A 19,786-nucleotide genomic window follows, 5' to 3' on the forward strand; every position below is an offset into this window, starting at 1 on the left:
GCTGGCTCCTCCCAACAGAGCGAGAATACATGAGTCTGAATCTGGTAAGTGAGCAGTTACTGACTGCTAACAACATTAATCAAGCCAATCTCTTTTCCCTTCTTGGTCAGCTGTCTGAGCGTAAGCTCGACTATGCCGATCTTTACTTTCAGTCCAGCTTTCATGAATCCTGGGTACTGGAAGATCGCATTATTAAAGACGGCTCATGGAATATTGATCAGGGAGTCGGTGTTCGCGCCGTCAGCGGCGAGAAAACCGGTTTCGCTTATGCCGACCAGATAACGCTGGCGGCCCTTACCCAGAGTGCGAATGCTGCCCGCAGCATCGTGCGTGAGCAGGGCGACGGGAAGTCACATGTGCTTGGGGCGGTAATCAATCGTCAACTTTATTCGACGGTCGATCCATTACAAAGCCTTTCCCGCGAAGAGAAAATTGCGCTGTTGCATCGGGTCGATACTGCGGCCCGTGCGGCTGATAAGCGAGTACAGGAAGTGAGTGCCAGCCTCAGTGGCGTTTATGAGATGGTGCTGGTCGCTGCGACCGACGGTACGCTGGCGGCAGATGTCCGTCCGCTGGTCCGGCTCTCAGTCAGTGTTCAGGTAGAAGAAGACGGTAAGCGTGAGCGGGGTTCCAGCGGTGGCGGTGGCCGTTTCGGCTATGAATTCTTCTTGGCTGACGAATCAGGAGAAATTCGGGCTGAAGCCTGGGCGCGGGAAGCCGTTCGCATGGCGTTGGTTAATCTGAGCGCGGTTGCCGCACCGGCCGGTACGCTGCCGGTGGTGCTGGGGGCCGGCTGGCCCGGCGTTCTGCTGCATGAAGCGGTAGGACATGGACTGGAAGGTGATTTCAACCGGCGTGGGACTTCGGTGTTTAGTGGGCAGCTTGGGCAACAGGTGGCCTCTGAACTTTGTACCGTTGTCGATGATGGCACTCTTGACGGGCTGCGCGGCTCTCTGGCTATTGACGACGAAGGTGTGCCCGGACAATACAACGTACTGATCGAAAACGGTGTTTTGAAAGGTTATATGCAGGACAAGCTCAATGCCCGACTGATGGGGGTTAGCCCCACGGGGAATGGTCGTCGTGAGTCTTATGCCCATCTGCCAATGCCCAGAATGACCAACACCTACATGCTGGCAGGTAAATCCACGCCGCAGGACATTATTGAAAGCGTGGAATATGGCTTATACGCGCCGAATTTCGGCGGAGGTCAGGTCGATATCACCTCCGGCAAATTTGTCTTTTCCACTTCAGAGGCTTACCTGATTGAGAAAGGGAAAGTGACTAAACCGGTAAAAGGCGCGACGCTGATTGGCTCCGGCATCGAAGCGATGCAGCAAATCTCCATGGTGGGTAACGATCTTGCGCTGGACAAAGGCGTCGGTGTCTGCGGTAAAGAAGGCCAGAGCCTGCCAGTAGGTGTCGGCCAGCCAACGCTTAAACTGGATAAACTGACGGTTGGCGGCACAGCCTGAACCGTTGTCTTCACGGGGCGCCAGACGCCCCGCTTACCCTGCCCGAAACTCCTGATATATCTCGGCAACCTTGTCAAAATACTCAGTCAGATAGTTAATACACACTTCCACCTTAAGGGGCAGTTTGTCCTTCTGGGTATAAACTGCGTAAACCGGGCGGGGAGTTGAATGGTAGTGGGCAAACAAAATCTCGATTTTTCCGGCATTGATCTCATCTGTTACCCACATCAGCGGCACATAGGCAATACCACAGCCAGCAACCAGCCAGCGGATCAACGTCTGTGAATCATTGGTGGCAAAGCGCCCCTTCGGCGACAAGCGGGTGGAGATGCCTTCAGGGGCGGTTAACTCAAAATCGTTATCCGGCCGCACACTGTATTCCAGCCAGGAAAAATTGCTGATATCGCCCGGTTTTTCGGGCATTCCGTATTGGCTGAGATAGCTTTTGGCCGCACAAACCACCATTGGCATCGCCCCCAGTCGCCGCGAGAACAGACTGGAATCCTGAAGAGCACCCACGCGGATCACCAAATCCAGCCCGTCGGCAATCAGGTCCGGGGCCGGTATACCGGTGACCAGATTGACCGTCAGTCCCGGATACTCCCGCAACATTTCTGCCGTTATCGTTGCCAGCACATTCTGCGCCATGGTTGAGGAGCTGCCGATCCGCAGCGTGCCGACCGGCGTGTTGTTGAAAGCCCAGAGCTGCTCATGAACCTGCTGTGCCTCTGACAACATCCGGCGACAGCCCTGATAGTAGATTTTACCTGCTTCAGTCAGACCGATACTTCGGGTGCTGCGGTTTAACAGTTTAACCTGTAGCTCATTTTCCAGTCTGGCGACAATCTGACTGACGGCTGATACGCTCATCTGCATCTGACTGGCCGCTGCGGTGAATGATCCCAATTCAACGACGCGCGCGAAAACGGACATCCCCTTAAGTCTTTCCATTATTAACCCTGGCTTAAAAGTGATTTAGATCACATTCAGTAGATAACACATAGTCAACCGCGTTACTATAGTGCGTCCGGATAAATCCTTTGCTGCTCAACACATCAAAAAGCCGTGCAGATTACGCTATTATTCATCAGGCGTCGTGATGATGAGTAAGACGGCCAGTCGGTTATTCCATTATCAACATGTAAACCAACGGCCACCCTGTCACAGGGGCAGTTGCGTTCGACGTAGAGGTTGCCCGGTCAGGTACTGACAAGGATAAGAAATGAGTGTACTCCCGGTTATTGTGATATTCGGGCTTTCGTTCCCGCCCATATTTTTCGAAATTATTGTGTCACTAATGTTGTTCTGGTTGGTGCGTCGGTTGCTGACCCCTACCGGGAGGTCTGGCACCCCGCATTGTTTAATACAGCACTGTGGTGCTGTCTGTTCTACCTGGTTTCCCGATTGTTTGTCTGAGGTCACAGTGAAAGCGCTAACTAGAAAAATCTCCCGATTCGCCATCACCATCATTCTGGTCATTCTTGCTGTTATCGTTATTTTCAGGGCGTGGGTGTTTTACACCGAGTCACCCTGGACCCGTGACGCTAAATTTACTGCTGACGTGGTGGCAATTGCTCCGGATGTCAGCGGCCTGATTTCTGATGTGCGCGTGCGGGATAATCAGCTGGTAAAAAAAGACCAGGTGCTTTTTGTTGTCGACCAGCCGCGCTATCAGCAGGCACTCAATGAAGCTGAAGCGGATGTCGCATACTACCAGGCGTTGCTGAATGAGAAGCGGCGAGAGGCTTCCCGACGCAATAAACTGGGGGTATCTGCCATGTCCCGCGAGGCGATTGACCAGGCAAATAATGACTATCAGACCAGTGAACATCAGCTGGCAAAGGCGGTTGCCACCCGCGACACGGCGAAACTGGATCTGGATCGTACCGTCGTTAAAGCACCGGCAGATGGCTGGGTTACCAATCTTAATGTTTATCGTGGTGAATTTATCACCCGAGGTTCTACCGCCGTAGCGCTGGTTCAGCAGCATACTTTTTATGTACAGGCCTATATGGAAGAAACCAAGCTGCATGGGGTGCGCCCTGGCTTCAGGGTGGAAATCACCCCGTTGGGAAGTACGCGGGTGCTGCACGGTACGGTAGACAGCATCGCTGCCGGTGTTACTAACAGCAGCAGCACCGTTGACAGCAAGGGTATGGCGACAATTGACTCTAACCTTGAATGGGTACGTCTTGCTCAACGCGTACCGATTCGCATACGTCTTGATCAGCAACAGGGCAATCTTTACCCTGCGGGCACCACGGCAACGGTAGTGGTAACCGGCGCACAGGACCGTCAGCCTGAACAGATGCCGCCGCTAATGAAGTTAATGCAGCGTCTGCGTGAGTTTGGTTAAGCCCATGCAACTGCATCGTCTACGATTCCCGGCCAAGCTGACCTTTGCCATCCTGCTGGCGCTGCTGGTTGGTTTCCACTTTAATCTGGAAACGCCGCGCTGGGCGGTGATGACCGCCTGTATTGTGGCGGGTGGGACTGCGTTTGCGGCCGGTGGCGATCCTTTTTCCGGGGCATTACGCCATCGCGGTATGTTGCGTATTATTGGCACCTTTCTTGGTTGTATTGCCGCTCTGGCAATCATGATTGCCACTATCCGCGCGCCTGCGCTGATGCTGTTATTGTGTTGTACCTGGGCGGGCTTCTGCGTCTGGCTCTCTTCGCTGATTAAAGTCGAAAACTCCTATGCACTGGGACTGGCAGGGTATACCGCATTAATTATAGTGGTCAGTGTGAACGCGAATGGCTCGGTTTTGCTGGCCCCTCAGTTTGCCGTCGAACGCTGTAGCGAAATTATCATTGGCATTGTTTGCGCTATCCTCGCCGATATGCTGTTTTCCCCCCGTTCAGTTAAACAGGATATCGATCGTGAAATTGACGCGTTGCTGGTGGAGCAGTATAAGCTGATGCAGCTTTGCGTGGCTCATGGTGATAAAGAAGAGGTGGATAAAGTCTGGACCGGACTGGTGCGGCGTACTACTGCACTGAATGTGATGCGCAGCCATCTGATGATGGAGTCGGGCCGTTGGCAGAAGATCGACCGGCGTATGCGCGCGCTCAACACCCTGTCGCTGACCCTTATCACCTAGGCCTGTGAAACCTTTCTGATTCAGAATACCCGGCAGGAATATATTCCGCCGCAGTTTCATCTGTTCTTTGAGAAACCGGTAGGGAGCATCGGCGATATTCATAAGCGGATGAAAATCATGCGCAGGGTTATCACCGCCAGCGGCAGCAGAAATACCCCGGTGACTATCGGCAACTGGGTGGGAGCAGCCACGCGTTATCTGTTGTTGTTGAAAGGTATTCATACCAACAGCAGTATCAGCCGTATTGAAGAAGAGATTCTTATTGCCGAACCGGTGGTTAAAATGCGCTCCGCCGAATCGCGTCATGCGCTGATCAACGGGCTTCGTACCTTTGCCGCGACGGCGACCGGTTCACTGTTCTGGCTGTGGAGCGGCTGGACGTCTGGCAGCGGGGCGATGGTGATGATCGCGGTGATCACCGCTCTGGCGATGCGTATGCCGAATCCATTGATGATGGCAAAGGATTTTCTCTACGGCATGATCGTCGCGATTCCACTGGGATCGCTTTATTACATGGTGATCATGCCTGCGACCCAGCAAAGTATGCTGTTGCTATGTATTGCACTGGGGGTGATGGCTTTTATTGGCGGGATCCTTATCCAGCGTCGGCAGATTGGTACGCTTGGCGCACTGGTGGGGACCCTCAATATTATTACCCTTGATAATCCAATGACCTTTAAAGTTAGTTCATTTCTCGACAGCGCTCTTCGTCAGGCCATCGGCTGTTTTCTGGCAATATTGGTGATTCTGTTAATCCGTGATAACAGTAAGGCCCGTACCGGCAGAACGCTGCTTAATCGCTTTATGTACGCGGCGGTGTCGGCGATGACCACTAATCAGGCACGGCGACGCGAAAACCATCTGCCAGCCCTCTACCATCAGCTGTTTATGCTGCTGAACATGTTTCCGGGCGACGTTGATAAATTTCGTATTGCATTGACGCTGATTATTGGTCATCAGCGCCTGCGTAATGCTGATATTCCAGTTAACGGCGATCTCTCTGCGTTTCATAAGCAACTTCGGCATACCGCCGACCATGTGATAGCCGCCAGAAGTGATGCCAAGCGACGTGAATACTTTGAACGCTTATTAGCTGAGCTGGAGACCTACCAGGAAAAATTGCGATATTACGATGCGCCTCTCAGCGTCACCGAACCGGTACAGCGGCTTGCCACGATGCTGAAGAAATATCAGAACACCCTTATTCGTATCTGACGAATAACTCATCATCCTGATGTCAGCATAACTTTTGCTGACACCGTTCTGCGGATTCATACAGTCATCATGGCTGCCATCTATACTTACCGCATCGGGCAAACAATGCAGGAGAAAACAATGAGTCACTCCCTTCAGGACAACGAATTATTCCAGACCGGCTATCTCGCGGGCGGGCAGTGGCAACACTGCTCCGCGACTTTTGACGTACTGAATCCTGCCACCAACGAGGTCATTGCTCAGGTAGCCCGCGCAGGCAAAGGCGAGACAAAACAAGCCATTGATGCCGCTGTTAAGGCGTTTCCTGCCTGGCGGGCGAAAACGGCAAAAGAGCGCAGTGAAATTCTTTATCGCTGGTATCAGTTAATTATTGAAAACAAAGCGTGGCTGGGCAGGCTGATGACCGCAGAGCAGGGTAAACCAGTGAAAGAAGCTGAAGGCGAAGTGGAATATGCCGCCAGTTTTATTCAATGGTTTGCTGAGCAGGCAAAACGCGCCAACGGAGAGATCATTCCTCCGGCAAAACCGGGCTCGCGGATCCTCGCTACCCGTGAGCCGATAGGTGTGGTTGCGGCCATCACGCCTTGGAATTTTCCGATGGCGATGCTGACCCGCAAGCTGGGTCCTGCACTTGCGGCGGGCTGTACCGGCATCATCAAGCCCGCTAACAACACGCCACTTTCGGCTTTCGCGCTGCTGTCACTGGCGAAAAAAGCGGGCGTACCGGACGGGGTACTCAACGCTGTTGCCGGTGATACTCAGGCGATCAGCGAAACAATTATGAACAGTCCGGCGGTCAGAAAAATTTCCTTTACCGGTTCCACTCAGGTAGGAAAATTGCTGATGCGTAACGCCGCTGACACCATGAAGAAAGTATCAATGGAGCTTGGGGGCAATGCACCTTACATCGTGTTTGATGATGCGGATATTGATGCTGCCGTCAAAGGGGCGGTTGCCAATAAGTTTCGTAATGCCGGGCAGGTCTGTGTCAGCGTTAACCGCTTCTATGTTCATAATGCCGTCTATGACCAGTTTGTTAACCAGCTGGCTGAAGAGGTGGGCAAACTTAAAGTGGGTAACGGTACAGAAGAAGGGGTGGTGGTTGGCCCCCTGATTGAAGCCTTTGCGGTGAAGAAAGTGGCGGAACATGTGCAGGATGCCGTAGCGAATGGCGGGAAAATTCTCGTTGGTGGTGCGCCCCATAAGCTTGGGGGCAATTTCTGGCAACCCACGGTAATCGCGGAGGCGAACGAAAAAATGAAGCTGTCGCAGGAAGAGACATTTGGACCAGTGGCAGCCTGCTTCCGCTTTGATGACGAAGATGAAGTGATCCGTCGGGCTAACGATACCGAGTTTGGGCTGGCCGCCTACTTCTACACGCAGAATCTGCAACGTGTTTTTCGGGTTGCTGCTGCTCTGGAGAGCGGAATGGTCGGCATCAATGAATGTGCTGTTTCAACAGAACTGGCTCCGTTTGGCGGTGTGAAGGAATCCGGGCTGGGCCGTGAAAGGTCGGTGTTGGGGTTGGAAGAGTTTATGGAAGTGAAAGCCCTGCATATCGGGGGATTATAACTCACCGGGTGGCGTTAATGCTGCCTGACCGTTTGCCTTATGGAGCGGCCAGTATGAGAACAGAGATCTTTGATTTTGACGAAATTGTTGATCAGATGCATTTCTATCGTCAGTTCAGTGAGCGTTTTGCGCTGCCCGGTGGAAAAGTTAACGATCTGGACAGTCTGTGGGATGCCATTACCTCGGAATTCATGCACTTACCTGTGGAAATTGAGTTTATCCATCTTGGCAGCGGACAGAAAAGACGATACGGCGCATTGATTTTACTCTTCGATGAGGCAGAGGAGGAGCTGGAAGGAAAGCTCCGTTTCAACATCCGCTAGGGCAAACGTAAAAAGCCCCGCATCGCGGGGCCAGAGGGCCGTCAAAGACAGACCGGGTCTGCTGACGAGGAAGAGTCGGGGCGTTGCTCGCTTATTTATACAATTCAGCGGTAGCGTGGTAGTTGCCGTTATTGTAAGCCTCAATGACCCGATAAGCTTTTGCGCCCTGCTCGTCTGCTTTTTGTGAAAGCTGCTGACGGATGTCGGTAGGGGCACCAGCAATGCCGCTGACACTAATTTGTGCCAACAGATTGCAGATTTTCATTTTCTACCTGCTGAGTTGTCACCAGATTTGCTGCATTTGCACCAAAAGTAAGAACAGAGGCCAGACTGAGTACAGCGATTGTGAATTTCATAATATATGCTCCAGAAAGAAAAGGGGGGCAACCGAAAGGGCTAAGAAACTTTTATTATTCTTGGGGTTGCCATTTTTGTCAGGACAGATGCAACGTCAATATTGCCGGAAATAATAACAATTATTTATACAGCTCAGCGGTGGCGTGATAATTGCCGTTGTTGTAAGCCTCAATTACACGATAAGCACTGGCACCCTGAGCTTCAGCTTTTTGATCCAGCTGTGCGCGGATGTCCATCGGTGAGGCGCTGACTCCACTGACGCTAATCGTGCCCAGAGATTGCATATTTTGCGCCTGTTCAGCATTAACAGAATTAGCTGCCAGAGCGCCAAAAGACAGAGCAGAGAGAACGCTAAATGTCGCGATGGTAGTTTTAATGTTCATAAATTTTTCCTCGTCATTGATTTTTATCTTTTTATGAAGTGTGATTTACGTCACGGAAAGAAGTATAGATCTGATAACGACAAAAATTAATAGCTTGCTAATAATATTTTATCAAGATACATAAGCAATTGGTGTGTTTTTAATAACTTTTAGTTATAATAAAAACTTATTACTCCGTACATCGTTGTTAACTGCATGTAAATAATGAGGAAATTAAACCTTAGCCATTTGTGCGCATAACAACTCACTGTTGGGGGTATGTTATTAGCTAATCTTTCCCGGTGGCTGATTATCAACCAGAGACACCAAAAATTTTCATTTGTCTGACCATATTCCAGTGAGGCAGGACGCGAATTCCCCGATTTCAGTACACACAGGGTTTGCTTAACAGATCATAAGTACTGTAAAGATGAGCTGATATGGTTTCCGTCAAAAACCTTCAGAGAGCGAAGGAGAGGTTGTATTGATGAAACTACTGTAATCAAAAAGAGAACGGTGAGGGACACACGGCATATTAAATAAAAGGACAGGCAACGCAATTATTGCCGTACAGAATATCCCTTCAACAATAAATACTAATGGTCTGTATATTGACTAATAATATTAGCTAAATAATTAAGTGGCATAACAGTATCTGGCTGATTATTTACTCAGTCACAAAACAACAGTAAATTATCTTAACACCGAACTGGAATATCTTTCGCCGTGCAGTGATGACCGGTTAAGCTGGCTGAATCATTGTTCTACAGCGGCTGACTGAATATATCACGGGCGTCTTCGCGAAGCATAAGTTTAATGCTCTGGCCTTAAATATGAAGCTTGTGCCTGCCTGAAATATCAACATTTAAATTAAAAGAACGGCAGACATGATACCTGAATAAATGATGAGCGGCTCACTACGCCCTGACTTATAATTCTTGTTCAAATAAAATAAGAATCGAATCAAGTAACTTACGAACATTAATATGGCGTGCGGGGGTGATAAATATTGTATCGTCACCTGCAATTGTGCCAAGGATACCTTCCGGCTTACCCAGTGAATCCAGCATCCTGGCGATCAACTGTGCTGCCCCCGGACTGGTATGGATAACAATCAGCGCATCGTTGTGATCAATATCCAGCACCAGGTTTTTAAGCGGGCTGGTTGTGGTTGGTACGCCCAACTCCGCTGGCAGACAGTAGACCATTTCCATTTTTGCGTTTCGCGTACGCACGGCACCAAATTTTGTCAACATGCGTGAAACTTTTGACTGGTTAATGTTCTCAAAGCCCTGTTCTACCAGTGCCGTAACAATTTCTCCCTGAGAACTAAATTTTTCTTCTTTTAACAGGGCCTTGAAGGCTTTGATCAGGTCTTCTTGTTTTGAAGGGTTGCGCATGAGATATCCACTAGAAATGAGAAAAAGGGTACTCCCGGCGAGGTGCTGCATCATTATGCAATCAAGTGAATTTTTATGCAAACATGAACTGATGTGCTGCTATCCATAGCATCGGGAGTGGCAGTCTGACAAAATTTAAGGCAAAAAACAATTATGCGCCATGACCTTACAATGCTGGAAAAGTGAACGATATGTTATACAGTTGATATTGTATTGATAAGTGCTGTGGGTGTAATGTAACGCCAAAATGCGCGTTGTTTGCATGCTGCTATGAACGGTGCTTTCCTCCTGACATAATGCGCAATCTCCTTACTTCATTCGGTGCGCTGCGCCTTACGTCATACGGAATGAATTCTTTCAGCACCACCATTCAGGTTGTTTGTGTTCGTAACCAGATGGATCCCCGGCAATTAATGTTTACTATAATAAGGAGTTAAAGATGAAAGTTGCAGTTCTCGGCGCAGCCGGCGGTATTGGCCAGGCTCTCGCACTTCTGCTGAAAACACAGCTTCCGGCAGGTTCAGAACTCTCCCTGTATGATATTGCTCCTGTTACTCCCGGCGTTGCCGTCGATTTGAGTCATATCCCTACCGCAGTGAAAATTAATGGTTTTAGTGGTGAAGATGCCACCCCGGCGTTACAGGGGGCTGATGTGGTGTTGATATCAGCAGGCGTGGCGCGTAAACCTGGCATGGACCGGTCTGATCTGTTTAATGTTAATGCGGGTATCGTTCGTAACCTGATTGAACAGGTCGCCAGCACCTGCCCTAAGGCATTGATTGGTATTATCACTAACCCGGTCAACACCACTGTTGCCATTGCGGCAGAAGTGCTGAAAAAAGCGGGTGTCTACGATAAAAACAAGCTGTTCGGTGTTACCACTCTGGATATCATCCGCTCAAATACTTTTGTGGCTGAACTGAAAGGTAAAAATCCGGCAAATTTGAATGTACCAGTTGTTGGTGGTCACTCTGGCGTGACGATTTTGCCACTATTGTCGCAAATCCCCGGCATCAGCCTCAACGAGCGCGAGGTAGCAGAACTGACGAAGCGAATTCAGAATGCCGGCACGGAAGTGGTAGAGGCGAAAGCGGGTGGGGGTTCAGCCACACTGTCAATGGGCCAGGCTGCCGCTCAGTTCGGCCTCGCGCTGGTACGAGCGCTGAGTGGCGAGAGCAATGTTGTTGAATGTGCTTATGTTGAAGGGGACGGTGAGCACGCTCGTTTCTTCTCGCAGCCGCTGCTGCTCGGCAAAAATGGCATTGTTGAACGAAAACCACTGGGTACTCTGAGCGCTTATGAGCAGCAATCGCTGGACGGGATGCTGGATACGCTGAAAAAAGATATCAAGCTGGGCGAAGATTTCGTGAAGTAAGTTGGCATCGGGCCAGATGTACTCTGGCCCGTATCTGAACATTAAGAGCCAGGCCCATCAGGGCTGATTTACTTGCCATTTTAAACCCGGGCGGTGCCCGAAATCCTCACGTAATCAGTGTGCGCTCCCGTTTCTGCGCACTGTCCGTGCCCAGACTGGCTGCGACAATAACGCCTGGTGGGCCAGACTCTAACTTGCCGGGTATTCCAGTACGGTTACCGGCAGGGTCATTTTTCGATCGTTACGAATAATTTCCAGTTCGATAACCGTCCCCGGACGAATTTCAGCAACCTGATCCATGGTTTCAAGCGCTGAAACGGCAGGCTTATGATTTACGTAGGTAATTACATCATTGACCTGTAATCCGGCTTTTGCCGCAGGCCCTCCCTGCGCAACGTTGGTGACGATAATCCCCTGGGTATGGTCCAGACTGGCATTTTGCCGGTGCATTTGTGGGATCTCGCGACCACTAATACCAATAAAGCCGCGGATCACCCGGCCATCACGAATCAATTTATCCATGATCTTCACCGCCAGCGCGGTAGGGATCGCGAACCCGATTCCTTCTGGTGTTTCACCGTCATTACTCTTGTCGAACGAGAGCGTGTTAATGCCCATCAGTTCTCCCAACGAGTTAATCAATGCACCACCTGAATTACCTTTGTTGATCGAGGCGTCAGTTTGCAGGAAATTCTGATACCGGGAAGGGCTGAGACCCACACGCCCCGTCGCACTGATAATGCCCTGGGTCACGGTCTGACCAATGTTATAAGGGTTGCCGATTGCCATTACCAGATCACCAATGTGTGCGGTGCGTTTGGCATTGATTGGGATGACGGGCAGACCAGACGCGGTGATTTTCAGCACTGCCAGGTCAGTCAGGCTGTCTGACCCCACCAGCATAGCTTCAAAAATCCGTCCGTCCTGAAGTGCGACGATGATCTGATCGGCATCGTTGATCACATGCCTGTTGGTGAGAATGTAGCCCCGATTATCCATAATGACGCCGGAACCGAGCGTGCGAATTTCCAGATTTTCAGCAGAGGCATTAGCACTACGATTGTAAACATTCACTACTGCTGGCGCTGCACGTCTTACCGCCGGGTTATAACTGACAGGCATCTGATCCTGGCTGCCATCTTTGTGCGAAAAAAAATCGTTGCCAATTCGCAATGCCGGAACGGTAATCAGCAAAATGCCTGCCACAACCAGGCCAATTAGCACTGAACGCAATAGTTTAGGGATCATGGCTTTAAACGGTGAGTGAATGAACACGGGCAGGATAACATGAGTTAAGCGGACACGCAGGTGTCCGCTTGATGATTTAGCGTAAAAGCAGATAGATGTTTTGATCGCCGCGAATAATATTTAATGCCATCAGCGGTGGTTTTGCTTCCAGAAGTTTACGCAGTTCGGCCAGATTTCCGACAGGAGAGCGGTTCAGGCCCACAATGACATCCCCTTTTTGCAGCCCGGATTGCTCAGCTGGGGTGGATTTATCAACGGTATCCACACTGACTCCTTTAGTGCCGTCCTTCGCGGCACCATCGCTCAACGTTGCGCCCTGAAGTGCCGGTGCTATCTCTTCAAGAGTGGTGGCGGTCTGAGTGCTGGCATCCAGTCTGACGGTGACTGTCAGCGGCTTACTTTCACGTAACAGACCGACCCGGACATCTTTACCTGGTGCGGTGGTGCCAATTTTCACTCTTAATGCGGCAAAGCTTTCAACAGGTTTGTCATCAAGGCTGGTAATGATATCGCCTGCTTTTATGCCGGCTTTAGCTGCCGCAGAGCCAGGGAGCACTTCGTTAACAAAAGCACCGCGCTGTGCATCGACCTTAAAGGTCTTCGCCATTTCTGCGGTCATTTCAGTGCCCTTAATACCCAACTGGCCGCGCTTTACCTCGCCAAAATCAATCAATTGCTGAGCCAGATTCATTGCCATATTACCCGGAATGGCAAAACCAATACCGATGTTACCGCCTGAAGAGGCAAGTATGGCGGTATTAATGCCGATCAGCTCACCGTTAAGGTTGACCAGAGCACCACCGGAGTTACCCCGGTTAATTGCGGCATCAGTCTGAATAAAGTTCTCCAGCCCTTCCAGATTCAGGCCGCTGCGTCCCAGAGCGGAGATAATGCCTGAGGTGGCAGTCTGCCCCAGTCCGAAAGGGTTGCCGATGGCAACGGCAAAATCTCCCACTTTCAACTGGTCTGAATCGGCAATTTTCACCTGTATCAGGTTTTTGGCACCGCTTATCTGGATCAATGCAATATCCGTCTGCTGATCGTGCCCAATCAATTTGGCATCAAATTCACGGCCATCACTTAGCTGAACGCTGATTTTATCTGCCCCACTGATGACATGGTTGTTGGTCAGAATATAACCTTTGTCAGCATTGATTATCACGCCAGAAGCCAGGCCTTCAAAAGGTTGCGGTTGCGCTTCTTCACCACTTTGTCCCTGCTGACCAAAGAAGCGTTTTAGCGGCTCCGGGATATCCTGGGCCTGAGCCTGAGTCTGAGTCCCTTCCACATGGACACTGACCACGGCGGGCAGCACTTTTTCCAGCATCGGAGCCAGACTTGGCATCGGTTGTCCCTGAATTTGTGCGGGAAGCGTAGCCATTGCCACGGGTGCGACGGCCAGATTCAGGCCGGTACTCAATGCTAATGCGCTTAACAGTAATGATTTTTTCTTCATTGCCAGGCCGCTCTCGCTACATGTAAGGGGGGACAAAACTGTAATGACTGACGGATGCCTGCTGGCACAGTGTCTGGCACTGGACCAGCGGCGCAAAAGTACCGGATTTTCGTTAACCCATCTTATTTATCGTGCGAGCGTCTTTCGCCACGCAGCAAGCCAGATGCACTGTCGGGATAATCACGAGGCATCTGTACAGGAGCCTGATCGTTATCGGCTTCAGATTCAGTCAACTGGTAAGCAAAGGGGTTTTTCTCACCTGGTAGATTGGGTAACAGGTCATTCGAACCTTTCGCCATATGCTGATAAAGCTGGCGGTAATCTCGCGCCATGTTGTCGAGCAGCTCGGCGCTTTGAGCAAAATGGCTGGTTAACTCTTCACGATAGTCCGCCAGCTCAGCTTTGGTTTTTTCTAGCTCGTATTGCATGCTTCTCTGTTCACGCAGCTTTCTGTTACCAAAACGCATTACCAGCGCGCCGATAACCAATCCAACTACTAAACCAATAAGCGCGTATTCCCAGGTCATAATAACTCCCGTGTTGTCTTCGTTGTTCCGTAGGGTCACCTGGCTGTTGCCAGTTCACTGTGAGTCACTATAACCGCTAATCTGATGGAAGTGGAATCCTGCGGCTGTATCGCTTAGTGTGGAACGGCCTTTTTTTCGACAATTAACCACCTGACGTTCCAAATATTTCAGGGAATGTGAATAAATTATGCAAACGATGTCTCCTCTGGCGCTTTATCAAAAGACGCTGGAAAGTGGTGAATATCAACCCGACGATGTTCAACATGCAGCGGTCAGCCGACTGGATAACATATACCAGAGCCTGACCCGCCTTACGCCTGTCGCCCCTTCTTCAGGAACAGGGCTTTTTGGCAAATTAAATAAGCTGATTGGCAAAGGAAAAGAGCGAGAGCTGACGCCAGTTCGCGGCCTGTATATGTGGGGAGGCGTGGGGCGAGGCAAAACCTGGCTGATGGATATGTTTTTTCAGTCAATTCCTGGAGAGCGTAAGCAGCGGCTACACTTTCACCGCTTTATGTTACGTGTTCATCAGGAACTCACCGCATTACAGGGTCAAAGCGACCCTCTGCAAATTGTGGCAGATCGTTTCAAAAGTGAAACCGATCTGCTGTGCTTCGATGAGTTTTTTGTTTCGGATATTACTGATGCGATGCTGCTTGGTACCTTGATGGAGGCGCTGTTTGCCAGAGGAATAACCCTGGTGGCCACCTCTAATATTCCGCCAGATGAGTTGTATCGCAATGGTTTACAGCGTGCACGTTTTTTGCCCGCCATAGCGCTAATCAAACAACATTGTGAGGTGATGAATGTCGATGCCGGGATTGATTACCGCTTACGCACTTTAACCTCGGCCCACTTATGGATGATGCCGCTGAACCAGACGACGTCGCAGGAAATGGAAAGGATGTTCACTGCCCTCAGTGGTAAGAAGCGCACCGACAAACCTCAGTTGGATATTAACCATCGCACGTTGCCCACGCTGGGCGTAGCCGATGGCGTGGTAGCGATGGAGTTCAAAACTTTATGTGGTGAAGGCCGTAGTCAGCATGACTACATTGAACTCTCCCGACGTTTCCATAGCGTACTGCTGTTTGATGTGCCGGTGATGATCTATAAAACTGAAGATCAGGCCAGACGTTTTCTGGCATTAGTGGATGAGTTTTACGAACGGCATGTCAAGCTGGTGGTTTCTGCTGAGGCGTCGCTTTATGAAATTTATCAGGGGACAAAACTCAGGTTCGAATATCAGCGTTGTGTTTCGCGATTGCAGGAGATGCAGAGCGAAGAGTACCTGAAGTTGCCCCATTTGCCCTGAGATGAAAAAAACAGCGGATGGGGAAAGATTTTATTGAAAAAAGGGGTCGCGCTTTGTGAGCGACTTCTCTATAATCTTGCGACCCCACGTTACAACAAAGGTTTCTTTCCTAAAACTCTTTGTGTTCCGGTAACGCTATCCGAGGGGGTGGCTTACTGGTCAAGATGGTCGTGTGAGCCTCAACCGTTTATTCAAGCTTTTGGGTTTTCACCAACGTGTAACTAATATTTGGGTAAGCTTTTAGATGAAAACTTTTACAGCTAAGCCAGAAACCGTACAACGTGACTGGTATGTTGTTGACGCGGCAGGCAAAACTTTAGGTCGTTTAGCGACTGAACTGGCTCGTCGCCTGCGCGGTAAGCACAAAGCGGAATATACTCCGCATGTTGACACCGGTGATTACATTATCGTTCTTAACGCTGACAAAGTTGCTGTGACAGGTAACAAGCGTAACGATAAGATTTATTACCATCACACCGGCCACATCGGTGGTATTAAGCAAGCGACCTTCGAAGAGATGATTGCTCGCCGTCCTGAGCGTGTGATTGAAATCGCGGTTAAAGGCATGCTGCCAAAAGGCCCGCTGGGTCGTGCTATGTACCGTAAACTGAAAGTTTACGCGGGCAATGAGCACAACCATGCGGCACAGCAACCGAAAGTTCTTGACATTTAATCGGGATTACAGGCAATGGCTGAGAATCAAAACTACGGCACTGGTCGCCGCAAAAGCTCTACCGCTCGCGTCTTTATCAAGCCGGGCAGTGGTAATATCGTTATTAACCAACGTTCTCTGGAACAGTACTTCGGTCGTGAAACTGCCCGCATGGTAGTTCGTCAGCCGCTGGAATTGCTGGATATGGTTGGTAAATTTGATCTGTACGTCACTGTTAAAGGTGGTGGTATCTCTGGTCAGGCTGGTGCGATCCGTCACGGTATCACCCGCGCTCTGATGGAGTACGACGAATCTCTGCGTGGCGAACTGCGTAAAGCTGGCTTCGTTACTCGTGACGCTCGTCAGGTTGAACGTAAGAAAGTGGGTCTGCGTAAAGCACGTCGCCGTCCACAGTTCTCCAAACGTTAATTTATACTGCTTCGGCAGCATCAATTATCGAAAAGCCCGGTGTCAGCACCGGGCTTTTTCTTTTCGGCTTCTGAGCAAGCCGTAAGATCACGACAACTCTGGCCATTTTCGCGGCAAATCCTCATTCCTGCCCCCACAAGTTGTTTAAAATCTGGTAAACTGGCTGTCACTTTGCGCCCGCATTGCAGGGCATTGATATGAGTCTGCCTGTGAAGATGGATTCGGGACTCGTCTCTGTTAATGGCTTTTATTAAGCACACCGTCATCTCATGACGGGCTTGCGTAGTAATTTTCTGGATAAACTTGGAGGTTTACATGGCTGTCGCTGCCAACAAACGTTCGGTAATGACGCTGTTTTCTGGTCCGACTGACATTTTTAGCCATCAGGTGCGTATTGTCCTGGCGGAAAAAGGAGTTAGCGTAGAGATCGAGCAGGTAGAAATGGACAATCTGCCTCAGGATCTGATCGACCTCAATCCGTACCGTACTGTCCCGACGCTGGTTGATCGTGAACTGACGCTGTACGAATCTCGTATCATTATGGAATACCTCGATGAGCGTTTTCCGCATCCCCCACTGATGCCTGTCTATCCGGTTGCCCGTGGGGAAAGTCGTTTAATGATGCACCGTGTTGAGCAGGACTGGTACAGCCTGATGCGTAAAGTTGAAAATGGCACTGCTCAGGAAGCAGAAGTTGCACGCAAACAGCTTCGGGAAGAGCTGCTGGCGATAGCGCCACTGTTCTCACGTACTCCGTTCTTTATGAGTGAAGAGTTTAGCCTCGTGGACTGCTACCTTGCTCCTTTGCTCTGGCGTTTGCCACAGTTGGGTATCGAACTGAACGGTGCGGGTTCGAAAGAGCTTAAAGGATATATGACACGTGTCTTTGAGCGTGATTCCTTCCTGGCTTCCCTGACTGAAGCGGAACGTGAAATGCGCCTGCAAACGCGGGGCTGATTAAGATGGAAATATCTGAACTTACTGCCCGCCGTCCTTATCTGCTCCGGGCGCTCTATGACTGGCTGCTGGACAATCAGCTGACACCTCACCTTGTGGTGGACATCAATTTGCCTGGTGTGATGGTGCCGCTGGAGTACGCGCGGGATGGTCAGATCGTATTAAATATCGCCCCGCGAGCCGTAGGCGATCTGCAACTGGGTAATGATGAAGTTACCTTCAACGCCCGTTTCGGTGGTGTGCCGCGTCAGGTTACTGTACCTCTGGCTGCTGTTATGGCGATTTATGCCAGAGAAAACGGTGCAGGGACGATGTTCGAACCCGAGCCGGTCTATGAAAATGCCGGAGAAGAGTACCCATCCTCACAGCCGGATGGATCAACAGAGTCGATGATGTCGGTGATTGACGGTGATCGTCCCGATGACAGCGAGCCTGATGATGATGGTCCCGGCGACGAGCCTCCACCACGTGGTGGACGTCCGGCACTGCGTGTTGTGAAATAGCATTGCCAACTGGTCGCGACGTTTTTTCCGGCTAAAAAAAGCTCCGTAATATACGGAGCTTTTTTATGCTTAATAACCCCTGACTCTCTTTCAGACTTCCAGCCAGTCCATAATCCCTTCTGCTGCTTTTCGTCCTTCCGCTATTGCGGTAACAACCAGATCGGAACCGCGTACGGCATCACCACCGGCGAAGATTTTTGGATTACTGGTCTGAAAAGCATTCTCACTGCCTTCAGGCGCGATGATACGGCCCTGTGAATCAAGTTCGACGCTATGCTGTTCCAGCCACGGCATCGCGTGTGGACGGAATCCGAACGCCATCACCACCGCATCGGCTGGCACAACATGTTCTGAGCCTGCAATGATTTCGGCACGCCGACGGCCATTTGCATCGGGCTGGCCCATCTGGGTGCGGGCCATTTTCACCCCGGAAACGCGTCCATTGCCGTTAATTTCAATTCCCAGCGGCTGCACATTGAACTGGAACTCCACCCCTTCTTCACGCGCATTTTTTACTTCACGTCGTGAACCTGGCATATTTTCCTCATCACGCCGATAAGCACAGGTGACGTGAGTGGCTCCCTGACGAACCGAAGTGCGCACACAGTCCATAGCGGTATCACCTCCGCCGAGCACCACCACGCGCTTCGCATTCATCGAAATGTATGGCTCTTCTGCTGAGTGGGAAAAACCCATCGTGTGTTTGGTATTGGCAATCAGGAATGGCAGGGCGTCATAAACGCCGTCTGCCTCCTCATTTTCAAGCCCACCCTGCATTGACTGATAGGTTCCGACGCCGAGGAACACGGCATCAAAATCTGTCAGCAGGTCACTCATCTGCACGTCCCGGCCCACTTCGGTATTCAGATTGAACTCAATGCCCATACCAGAGAAGATCTCGCGGCGTTTGGTCATCACCTCTTTTTCCAGCTTGAAGGCCGGAATGCCGAAGGTCAGCAGACCGCCAATTTCAGGATGGCGATCGTAGATCACGGCTTTCACACCGTTGCGGGTCAGCACATCGGCACAGGCAAGACCAGCAGGACCTGCGCCGATAATGGCCACACGTTTACCGGTTGGCTTAATACCATCGAGGTTAGGTTTCCAGCCCATTTCGAGGGCCTTGTCATTGATATAGCGCTCAATATTGCCGATAGTCACCGCGCCAAACTCTGCATTTAGCGTACAGGAACCTTCACACAGACGGTCCTGAGGGCAGACTCGTCCGCACACTTCCGGCAGGCTGTTGGTCTGGTGTGACAGCTCTGCCGCTTCAATGATCCGCCCTTCATTGGCCAGTTTCAGCCAGTCAGGAATGTAGTTATGGACCGGACATTTCCACTCGCAGTAAGGGTTACCACAGGCAAGACAACGATCGGCCTGTGCCTGAGCCTGGCTTTCAGAAAACGGCTCGTAAATTTCCACAAATTCAATTTTGCGGATCTTGAGCGGTTTTTTAGGTGGGTCGACACGCTGCAAATCGACAAATTGATATACATTTTGACTCATCGTGACC

The 19,786-nt window shown here is 50.6% G+C and carries 17 protein-coding genes and 3 pseudogenes; 12 read left to right on the plus strand and 8 right to left on the minus strand.

Translation table 11 applies throughout. The features are described 5' to 3' along the window. Window positions 1-29 precede the first annotated feature (29 nt). Window positions 30-1,475, plus strand: a complete 1,446-nt coding sequence (gene tldD, locus AC3RPL_RS21850) for a metalloprotease TldD (RefSeq protein ID WP_490741515.1) — start codon at window positions 30-32, stop codon at window positions 1,473-1,475. A 33-nt stretch (window positions 1,476-1,508) separates the two neighbouring features. Here the strand turns inward: tldD and aaeR are convergent, their stop codons facing one another. Then, a complete protein-coding gene (gene aaeR / locus AC3RPL_RS21855; protein ID WP_034936662.1) occupies window positions 1,509-2,426 on the minus strand; it encodes an HTH-type transcriptional activator AaeR in 918 nt (305 codons plus the stop codon). Between the two features lie 271 nt (window positions 2,427-2,697). On the opposite strand from aaeR, the pseudogene aaeX reads away from it, so the two are divergent. The 5 genes and pseudogenes from aaeX (at window position 2,698) to AC3RPL_RS21880 (ending at window position 7,689) form a co-directional block, all read left to right on the plus strand. Next, window positions 2,698-2,891: pseudogene (gene aaeX / locus AC3RPL_RS21860) on the plus strand (p-hydroxybenzoic acid efflux pump operon protein AaeX). A gap of 7 nt (window positions 2,892-2,898) precedes the next feature. Continuing rightward, window positions 2,899-3,831, plus strand: coding sequence for a p-hydroxybenzoic acid efflux pump subunit AaeA (aaeA, locus tag AC3RPL_RS21865; RefSeq protein WP_261643814.1), 933 nt, complete (start codon window positions 2,899-2,901; stop codon window positions 3,829-3,831). A 4-nt stretch (window positions 3,832-3,835) separates the two neighbouring features. Further along, a pseudogene (gene aaeB / locus AC3RPL_RS21870) lies at window positions 3,836-5,794 on the plus strand (p-hydroxybenzoic acid efflux pump subunit AaeB). 120 nt (window positions 5,795-5,914) lie between these two features. Next, window positions 5,915-7,366: an NAD-dependent succinate-semialdehyde dehydrogenase gene (locus tag AC3RPL_RS21875; protein ID WP_490741516.1), complete on the plus strand. Its 1,452-nt coding sequence runs from the start codon at window positions 5,915-5,917 to the stop codon at window positions 7,364-7,366. Between the two features lie 53 nt (window positions 7,367-7,419). Further along, the gene (locus AC3RPL_RS21880) at window positions 7,420-7,689 is read left to right on the plus strand and encodes a barstar family protein (RefSeq protein ID WP_034937359.1); all 270 of its coding nucleotides are present in this window, start codon (window positions 7,420-7,422) and stop codon (window positions 7,687-7,689) included. Window positions 7,690-7,780: 91 nt separating this feature from the next. Here AC3RPL_RS21880 and yhcN (AC3RPL_RS21885) read toward each other — a convergent pair. The 3 genes and pseudogenes from yhcN (AC3RPL_RS21885) to argR all read right to left on the minus strand — a co-directional run bounded on the left by yhcN (AC3RPL_RS21885) (window position 7,781) and on the right by argR (window position 9,808). Then, window positions 7,781-8,045, minus strand: a pseudogene (gene yhcN, locus AC3RPL_RS21885) (peroxide/acid stress response protein YhcN). Between the two features lie 120 nt (window positions 8,046-8,165). After that, a complete protein-coding gene (gene yhcN, locus AC3RPL_RS21890; protein ID WP_034936678.1) occupies window positions 8,166-8,429 on the minus strand; it encodes a peroxide/acid stress response protein YhcN in 264 nt (87 codons plus the stop codon). Window positions 8,430-9,337: 908 nt separating this feature from the next. Continuing rightward, window positions 9,338-9,808: a transcriptional regulator ArgR gene (gene argR, locus AC3RPL_RS21895; protein ID WP_034936680.1), complete on the minus strand. Its 471-nt coding sequence runs from the start codon at window positions 9,806-9,808 to the stop codon at window positions 9,338-9,340. 439 nt (window positions 9,809-10,247) lie between these two features. Here argR and mdh point away from each other — a divergent pair, with 439 nt between their 5' ends. Then, window positions 10,248-11,183, plus strand: coding sequence for a malate dehydrogenase (mdh, locus tag AC3RPL_RS21900; RefSeq protein ID WP_490741517.1), 936 nt, complete (start codon window positions 10,248-10,250; stop codon window positions 11,181-11,183). Window positions 11,184-11,372: 189 nt separating this feature from the next. Here the strand turns inward: mdh and degS are convergent, their stop codons facing one another. From degS to zapG, 3 genes are all read right to left on the minus strand, one after another. Next, on the minus strand, window positions 11,373-12,431 hold the full coding sequence (gene degS / locus AC3RPL_RS21905) for an outer membrane-stress sensor serine endopeptidase DegS (protein WP_261643822.1): 1,059 nt from the start codon (window positions 12,429-12,431) through the stop codon (window positions 11,373-11,375). A gap of 76 nt (window positions 12,432-12,507) precedes the next feature. Beyond that, entirely contained in the window at window positions 12,508-13,887 is a 1,380-nt protein-coding gene (gene degQ, locus AC3RPL_RS21910) for a serine endoprotease DegQ (protein WP_490741518.1), read from the minus strand. A 122-nt stretch (window positions 13,888-14,009) separates the two neighbouring features. Next, complete coding sequence (gene zapG, locus AC3RPL_RS21915) at window positions 14,010-14,414, minus strand: Z-ring associated protein ZapG (protein WP_034936689.1); 405 nt, start codon at window positions 14,412-14,414, stop codon at window positions 14,010-14,012. Window positions 14,415-14,601: 187 nt separating this feature from the next. Here zapG and zapE point away from each other — a divergent pair, with 187 nt between their 5' ends. The 5 genes from zapE to sspB all read left to right on the plus strand — a co-directional run bounded on the left by zapE (window position 14,602) and on the right by sspB (window position 18,270). Next, the gene (gene zapE / locus AC3RPL_RS21920) at window positions 14,602-15,729 is read left to right on the plus strand and encodes a cell division protein ZapE (RefSeq protein WP_490741519.1); all 1,128 of its coding nucleotides are present in this window, start codon (window positions 14,602-14,604) and stop codon (window positions 15,727-15,729) included. A 244-nt stretch (window positions 15,730-15,973) separates the two neighbouring features. After that, window positions 15,974-16,402 carry a 50S ribosomal protein L13 gene (gene rplM, locus AC3RPL_RS21925; RefSeq protein ID WP_490741520.1) on the plus strand — a complete coding sequence of 143 codons (429 nt, stop codon included), beginning with the start codon at window positions 15,974-15,976 and terminating at the stop codon, window positions 16,400-16,402. Window positions 16,403-16,417: 15 nt separating this feature from the next. Beyond that, on the plus strand, window positions 16,418-16,810 hold the full coding sequence (gene rpsI, locus AC3RPL_RS21930) for a 30S ribosomal protein S9 (protein WP_016190582.1): 393 nt from the start codon (window positions 16,418-16,420) through the stop codon (window positions 16,808-16,810). A 315-nt stretch (window positions 16,811-17,125) separates the two neighbouring features. After that, window positions 17,126-17,767 carry a stringent starvation protein SspA gene (gene sspA / locus AC3RPL_RS21935; RefSeq protein WP_490741521.1) on the plus strand — a complete coding sequence of 214 codons (642 nt, stop codon included), beginning with the start codon at window positions 17,126-17,128 and terminating at the stop codon, window positions 17,765-17,767. A 5-nt stretch (window positions 17,768-17,772) separates the two neighbouring features. Further along, window positions 17,773-18,270, plus strand: coding sequence for a ClpXP protease specificity-enhancing factor (sspB, locus tag AC3RPL_RS21940; RefSeq protein WP_490741522.1), 498 nt, complete (start codon window positions 17,773-17,775; stop codon window positions 18,268-18,270). 90 nt (window positions 18,271-18,360) lie between these two features. On the opposite strand, the gene AC3RPL_RS21945 is transcribed toward sspB, so the two are convergent. Further along, a complete protein-coding gene (locus AC3RPL_RS21945) occupies window positions 18,361-19,779 on the minus strand; it encodes a glutamate synthase small subunit (RefSeq protein ID WP_490741523.1) in 1,419 nt (472 codons plus the stop codon). Between the last annotated feature and the right edge of the window lie 7 nt (window positions 19,780-19,786).

Source organism: Erwinia papayae, assembly GCF_058241465.1.